This window comes from Anaerococcus sp., assembly GCF_030825785.1.
Classification (GTDB): domain Bacteria; phylum Bacillota; class Clostridia; order Tissierellales; family Peptoniphilaceae; genus Anaerococcus.
This window is the reverse complement of the sequence record NZ_JAPJPG010000067.1, coordinates 1-4,970: the sequence shown is the minus strand read 5'-3', so window position 1 is coordinate 4,970 and position 4,970 is coordinate 1. Positions and strand designations below refer to the sequence as shown.

Sequence of the window (4,970 nt, the reverse complement as noted above, 5' to 3'; positions counted from 1 at the left end):
AATGACAGATACTGAGTATCTTTCTTTACCACCATTGATTGACTTTGGTTCCCATCCGTTAAAATATGATAATCTAACTTCACCTGTAATTACTTTTGTTTTATTTTGCATTATTAAATCCTCCAAATTCTTCTTTCACATTTTCAATTACAACTTCTTCTCTTTTATCATTAATGTTCACTAAGGTAAGTTTGCCTTTTGGTTTTTCTAATAAGTCGCTGATATTTTCATCAAAGACTTTCTTACCTAGTAACTTAGTCATAGCTGTAATGCCAAGTAACTTCTCTTCAAAGGGATTAAATCCCAGTTCTTTTACTTTTTTTACAACTTCATCTTCATCTCGGTATTTTCTATTAGACCTACCTTCGACAAGTTTTAGATCCTTCCATCTATGACCCTTCATTGCTCTTTCTAAAGCGTAAGCCTTGATATCTTTGACCCATTGTTCCAGTTCGTCTAATCTTGGTAGAATCTCTTCAATTTCATCATCAGATAGTTCTGGTGGTAGGATAAATTCTTCTTGTGCCAGTTTTAGGTTTTCTTCTGCCCTTTTCCTACATTTATTCTTAGCTTTACAGAAGATGCACCATTCTCCACAAGAGAATTCCCCCTCGCCTTTATATGCTTTCTCAGCAATCTCTCGTACAGATTCTCCCCACTCATATAGTTCTGTCTTTTTAATTTCATAAGTTGATATGTTACATCTTCTTGGTTGATAGATGTGAAGTATTACATTTTCGATATCATAAATTCCATCAAAGAGAATTAGAGCACCAAGCCCATATAACATTAGTTGAGTATTTTCCCTAGCATCTACTAAAACTCCCTGACCATACTTTAGATCTATTACATGAAGTTCTTTTCCTCCAACAACTACACAGTCAGCAGTTCCAAAGGACTCCTTAACATATTCTGATAGGTCAAGCCTTTCTTCCACAAAGACGGCTGGACTTTCGTACCTACTTATTACTTCTGTCACATATGAAGCATATCCCTCAGTTAGCTCATCCATTTCCTCATCATAAAAATCTAAATCCTCTGTCGGGTCTTTAGTATCTAAACCTAATAACTTCTTTAGTTTATATTCTGCTAAGGCATGAGCCGATGTGCCTTCAAGTGCATAAGGACTAACCTCATCTTCATATTTTTCAGAAAGCCTAACGCTTGGTGGACAGTGAATCCACCTATTAGAAGATGATGCTGATAGTATTGCGTGAGCACCCATTACAACTTCTCCACGTCTGCTACCAAGTCTTTATAGTTACTTGGTTCAATCTCAGATAACTTTTTAGCTCCATACTTTTCTAAGAGTTCTCTTATCTTAGCTGTATGGCCTAATCTTGATTTGTCGGCTAGTATCTTTCTAACATCTTCAATCTCATAGGTCTTTTCTTCTTGTTTTGCCTTCTCTTCTTTAGGTAGTTCCTCATCACTTTCTAGTGCTGTTAGAAGGACACCTATACTAGATGCAAGATTCTCTGCATCTTCTTTGATTTCCATTAGTAGCTTTATTCTTGGCACTTTTTTCTCCTTTCTCTGGTTGCATTAATTCCATAGCTATCTTCTTGGCAACAATTGAGATGGCTATTAAACTTTCTGCCATCTGTTCGTTTTTTACTAAGTCCACTTTGTTCCTCCTTTCATACTCCTTGGGACATTCATTAAATTTTTGAGTAAGATTTCTCCTCTCATACTCCTTAGGACATTTGCCTTCATTTTGAGTAAGTTGTATCTCCTCATACTTCTTAGGACATCCTGTTTGTATTTGAGTAAGACTTCTTCCCTCATATTCCTTAGGACATCTAGTAAGTTTTTGAGTAATTATTTTTTCCAGGGTCTTAATTTTTCTTGAATCTTTGGTAAATGCTTATTTTTGATGTTATTAACTGTTTTTTGGGATATTCCTACTACTTCTGCGACTTCTCTTTCTTTCATTTCGTAGAGGAAAAGTAGTTTTAGAACTTTTTTATCTCTTTCAGAAAATTCACTAATGACTTCTAAGAATGCTTCTTCTAAAAGTTTGTACGTTACTATTTCCTCAGTATTTTTAACGCTAGTTACTTCAAAGTCGTATTCCTCTTCAGCAACATCAAGGGATAAGGGAAGACCATATTCTTTTGTTTCGACAAAGCCTGTTTCTAAACTTCCTGCTTGGACGTAGTTTCCATTTTTCTCAGCCACTGTTTTAATTCTGTCTTTATCTTGTAGTTCTTCTAAATTCTTGTAGGCTCTTTGGATTCTCTTTTTTTCTCTCCAGATTGGTTTCATATATTCTTTGTAGACTTCTTCACTAACTTCGATTTCTTTGCCATTTATTTCTAAATATCTTTTCTTTGCCATCTTTTGCCTCCTTGCAAAATCTCTAGATCCGCAAGAAGGCCATCCGTAAAAACAAAAAAAGACGGCAATAGAAAACCATGGTTTGGTTTTCCGACTGCCGTCTAGCGTTCTTGCGGATATCTTTTACTTATTTAAAATTTTAATTTCGCCTTTAACTACATAGGCTATGGTTGTACTTTTACCTCGCCTGATAGTTAGCTTTTTCTTGTCTTCACTAATATCACAGACTCTTTTTCCTTCTTTGTTTCTTATTTCTATAGGATCACCTCCTTAATATAAAAATAGCCAGATGAGTTTCCTTTTGAATACTCATCCGGCCATTTGATAGTTACATTTACTTCTTTGCTCGGTATGGTTTTTTCTTATTTTTGTTTGATATTTCCAGTGTTGAGATTTTCCCACAGTGTGGACATTTTGCTGCTATCTCTATTTTCTCTAAAGGAATTCTTGATACATCAAAAAATCTCTTTTTACAGACTGGACATGCCATTTGTTCCATAATACCTCCTTATCTTTCCTTGTTAGCTTCTTTACTAATTTCTTTCTTAAAAAAATATAGCTAAGCTATATTTTAAAAACTAAATTCGTTATATAGTTCTTTTGTTAATTCAAAGTCATTAGGTGCATAGCCTAATACTTTTAATCGAACTAATGCTGCTGTTTTTGATACTTGGAATTGCTCTGATACTTTCATGATGAAATCAAATAGATAAGTCTCATCCTTAATGTGCTTATCATAACCTAGATAGTATAGATACTTTATAATCGCTTTTTTATTCATCAAAAGACAAGAAGCAAATGTGTTTGCCTGCCATTCTATTGTATCCATAAATCCCCAGCGTTTATTTTTCTTCTTATTAACATCGCCAGTTCTACAAGCTAGTGACGCAGGCTTTTCTTCTTCATTAAAAAAAGTTAGTTGGTTTGGATCTCTATAGAATACACACGGATGAATTACACCATGGCCACATTCATGAGCTAGGGTAAATCTTCTAAATCCTTTATCTCTTGGATTGTCCAATTGCTTATCTATTAGAATAGTATTGGCTCTATCTGTAAGATATTCTAGTTCCCATTGCCCAGTTTCAACATTTGGTATTAGGCTTTTCATTGTTCGTATTACTTGGTCATCATTAAAGACCATCATCCCTGCATAGCATCCGTTATGAGATAAGTAGGCATATTCAACATTAAACCCTAAATCAAATTCTGCCAGTCCCTCAATATCTACTGCTTCAAAATTCTCGATTGCAGAAGGACAATATTTATTGAGAATTTGCTCGGTCAGTGATTCAATTTGATCTAAAGTGATAAATGGAGCACCTGTACTTGATTTGTTGAAGTTATATTGATACATGCCTACCTCTCTTTTTCAATTTCTTCAATGAATTTTATCCACTCTTCTTCTTTAACATCTAAGTCTCTAGCCTTTCTCAAAGCTACGCTTAAGCCTTTAGTCTTTAAAATATACTCTGGCAAATCAGGTGCCACCGTATTTCTTTGCTTTCCAGCTAAATCCATCATAATGGATGATTCTTCTTCATCCAAGTTTAATATTTTAGCAATTTGGTTCAACCTATCTAAGTCAAAAGAATCTCTTTTTCCTTTCTCTACATCGCTTAGATACGGTGAGGAAATATTAAGCCTGTCCGCCATATCCTTTAAGGTGATTCTTAAATCCTTTCTCTTCTGAGAAATAAAATCCCCAAAAGTCAGTTCGTGATTGTTCATGATTACCTCCTATTACTTTATTAGCTAATATGCTAACTTGTTTATATTTTACAACTTATTAATTGATGTGTCAAGTCCTAATATCTATTCTGTTCACTCTCCCTATAAATATCTATCCTGCCTACACACCCCTACGATTTTTACTATTGATATGTTCCCACAAGGTGTTTTCCAAATAAAAAAATGGCTTTTAAGATTTCTTCTAAAATCCTAAAAGCCATTGATTTCAACAGTCTTATAGCTTGTTATTCTATTTTCTTGACATCAATACTACACTCTCCACGTGCATAGTCTGTGGGAACATATCCACAGCTTTTATTTTATCAAGTTTATAGCCCCTATCCATAAACCTTTTGATGTCCCTTGCTAAGGTTTGAGGGTTACATGATATATAGACTATTTTTTCTATACCTGTTTTGGCTATAGTTTTTACTAATTCTTTATCAAGTCCTGCCCTTGGCGGATCTACTGTTATGGCATCTATTTTTTCATTTTTGATAAATTTATTATCTATATATTTGGCGTTTTTTGCTATAAATTTATAGTCTTTTAGACCATTTATTTTTGCGTTTTCTTTGGCATCTTTGATAGCATTTTTGTTTATTTCTATCCCTACTATATGATCACCGTTAATTGACATGGAGCTTGTTGCGCTTCCGCAGTAGAGGTCTAGGAGTTTTTGATTTTCTCCTAAAAATTCTCTTGCTAAACCATAGAGATTTTCTATTTGATATTGGTTTACTTGGTAGAAGTCATCTGCACTGATTTTAAATGTTTTATCCTTTATTTTAAAGTTTAACTTGCCATAGCCATTTATTGCATATGTCTTTCTTCTGTCTAACAAATTGATATGAAATTTTGAGTTTGTAACTATTTGATAGCAGCTTCTTTTTTTCTTT

General features: G+C 34.0%; 9 protein-coding genes. All 9 read right to left on the bottom strand.

Annotated elements, in window-relative coordinates:
• Positions 1-111 (bottom strand): ssDNA-binding protein (locus RCH56_RS07400; protein ID WP_306484335.1); only part of this gene is annotated, 111 nt, incomplete at its 3' end.
• Positions 101-1,225 carry a DUF2800 domain-containing protein gene (locus RCH56_RS07395; protein WP_306484334.1) on the bottom strand — a complete coding sequence of 375 codons (1,125 nt, stop codon included), beginning with the start codon at positions 1,223-1,225 and terminating at the stop codon, positions 101-103. The genes RCH56_RS07395 and RCH56_RS07400, both read right to left, overlap by 11 nt.
• The gene (locus RCH56_RS07390; RefSeq protein WP_035109048.1) at positions 1,225-1,521 is read right to left on the bottom strand and encodes a hypothetical protein; all 297 of its coding nucleotides are present in this window, start codon (positions 1,519-1,521) and stop codon (positions 1,225-1,227) included. Before RCH56_RS07390 ends, RCH56_RS07395 begins: the two co-directional genes overlap by 1 nt.
• Entirely contained in the window at positions 1,463-1,627 is a 165-nt protein-coding gene (locus RCH56_RS07385; protein ID WP_002834906.1) for a hypothetical protein, read from the bottom strand. Before RCH56_RS07385 ends, RCH56_RS07390 begins: the two co-directional genes overlap by 59 nt.
• Before the next feature lie 194 nt (positions 1,628-1,821).
• A complete protein-coding gene (locus RCH56_RS07380; RefSeq protein WP_002834908.1) occupies positions 1,822-2,340 on the bottom strand; it encodes a sigma-70 family RNA polymerase sigma factor in 519 nt (172 codons plus the stop codon).
• Positions 2,341-2,674: 334 nt separating this feature from the next.
• Positions 2,675-2,839 (bottom strand): hypothetical protein, encoded by a 165-nt coding sequence (locus RCH56_RS07375; protein ID WP_002834910.1) that lies wholly within the window; start codon positions 2,837-2,839, stop codon positions 2,675-2,677.
• Positions 2,840-2,911: 72 nt separating this feature from the next.
• Positions 2,912-3,697 (bottom strand): ImmA/IrrE family metallo-endopeptidase, encoded by a 786-nt coding sequence (locus RCH56_RS07370; RefSeq protein ID WP_002834912.1) that lies wholly within the window; start codon positions 3,695-3,697, stop codon positions 2,912-2,914.
• A gap of 2 nt (positions 3,698-3,699) precedes the next feature.
• Positions 3,700-4,071 (bottom strand): helix-turn-helix domain-containing protein, encoded by a 372-nt coding sequence (locus RCH56_RS07365; RefSeq protein WP_002834913.1) that lies wholly within the window; start codon positions 4,069-4,071, stop codon positions 3,700-3,702.
• A 250-nt stretch (positions 4,072-4,321) separates the two neighbouring features.
• A partial coding sequence (locus RCH56_RS07360; protein ID WP_306484333.1) for a class I SAM-dependent RNA methyltransferase occupies positions 4,322-4,970 on the bottom strand: 649 nt, incomplete at its 5' end.

Bases quoted from the DNA above. Each gene is read 5' to 3' on its own strand.
- RCH56_RS07395 (WP_306484334.1), bottom strand. From the start codon at position 1,225: ATGGGTGCTCACGCAATACTATCAGCATCATCTTCTAATAGGTGGATT.
- RCH56_RS07380 (WP_002834908.1), bottom strand. From the start codon at position 2,340: ATGGCAAAGAAAAGATATTTAGAAATAAATGGCAAAGAAATCGAAGTT.
- RCH56_RS07375 (WP_002834910.1), bottom strand. From the start codon at position 2,839: ATGGAACAAATGGCATGTCCAGTCTGTAAAAAGAGATTTTTTGATGTA.
- RCH56_RS07370 (WP_002834912.1), bottom strand. From the start codon at position 3,697: ATGTATCAATATAACTTCAACAAATCAAGTACAGGTGCTCCATTTATC.
- RCH56_RS07365 (WP_002834913.1), bottom strand. From the start codon at position 4,071: ATGAACAATCACGAACTGACTTTTGGGGATTTTATTTCTCAGAAGAGA.